The following is a 1430-nucleotide window of genomic DNA, read 5'->3' on the forward strand; positions in this document are numbered from 1 at the left end:
AAAGGCTCGGAGATCGGGGCGCACATCCTCTCGGGCGCGGTGATGGACCCGCGCGCGATCACCGAACTGATTCCCGACTGGAAGGAACAAGGCGCGCCGCTCACGGTGGACGTGACCGAGGACCGCTTCCTGTTCCTCACCGAAACCGGCTCGAAGAGCGTGCCGGGCTGGGCGCTGCCGGATAACTTCAGGAACCACGGCAACTACGTGATCAGCCTCGCGAACGTCACGCGCTGGCTGGGCGCCATGGCCGAAGCGGCGGGCGTCGAGATCTTTCCGGGCTTTCCGGCTGCCGAGATCCTTTACCACGACGACGGCTCGGTCAAGGGCGTCGCCACCGGCAATCTCGGCATCGGCAAGGACGGCCAGCCCACTGAGAACTTCCAGCTCGGCATGGAACTGCATGCGAAATACACGCTCTTCTGCGAAGGCGCGCGCGGGCATCTCGGCCGTCAGCTGGACGAGAAATTCAGGCTGCGCGACGGCGTCGATCCGCAGGTCTACGGCATCGGCATCAAGGAACTGTGGGAAATCGAGCCGTCGAAACACAAGCCGGGTCTCGTGATGCACACCGCCGGCTGGCCGCTGAACACCGATACCTACGGCGGCTCGTTCCTCTATCACATGGATAACAACCAGGTGGTGGTGGGCTTCGTGGTCGGCCTCGGCTATACGAACCCGTATCTGTCGCCATTCGAGGAATTCCAGCGCTACAAGACGCATCCGGCGATCCGCGGGTTTCTGGAAGGCGGCAAGCGCGTCTCGTATGGCGCGCGGGCGATCACCGCGGGCGGGCTGATGTCGCTGCCGAAGCTGGTGTTCCCCGGCGGCGCGCTCGTCGGTGACGATGCGGGCTTCCTGAACGCCTCGCGCATCAAGGGCAGTCACGCGGCGATCAAGACCGGCATGCTGGCCGCCGAGGCGGCGTTCGATGCGGTGCAGGCCGGACGTCGGAACGACGAACTCACGGCCTACCCGGAGTCGTTCCGCACATCGTGGCTGCACACCGAACTGCATCGCGCGCGCAACTTCAAGCAGTGGATGAGCAAGGGCCTGTACCTCGGCACGCTGATGGTCGGCATCGAGCAGAAGCTGTTCGGCGGCAACGTGCCGTGGACGCTGCATCACCAGCACGCCGATCACGAGATGCTCAAGCCCGCGTCGCAATGCACGCCGATCACATATCCGAAACCGGACGGCAAGCTGACGTTCGACCGGCTCTCGTCCGTGTTCATCTCGAACACCAATCACGAAGAGAACCAGCCGGCGCATCTGACGCTGAAAGACCCCACCGTGCCGGTGAACGTGAACCTGCAGACCTATGCCGGTCCCGAAGCGCGCTACTGTCCGGCCGCGGTCTATGAATTCGTGAAGACCGACGACGGCGGCGAGCGCCTCGTGATCAACGCGCAGAACTGCGTGCACTGCAA

At 64.2% G+C, this 1430-nt stretch carries 1 protein-coding gene; it reads left to right on the top strand.

Going from position 1 to position 1430, the window contains the following annotated elements; all coding sequences use genetic code 11:
* Window positions 1-1430, top strand: a 1430-nt coding sequence (locus tag BUE39_RS25385; RefSeq protein WP_084561483.1) for an electron transfer flavoprotein-ubiquinone oxidoreductase, incomplete at both ends; no start/stop codon positions are given.

Origin of the sequence: Paraburkholderia terricola (assembly GCF_900142195.1) — a bacterium.
Classification (GTDB): domain Bacteria; phylum Pseudomonadota; class Gammaproteobacteria; order Burkholderiales; family Burkholderiaceae; genus Paraburkholderia; species Paraburkholderia terricola.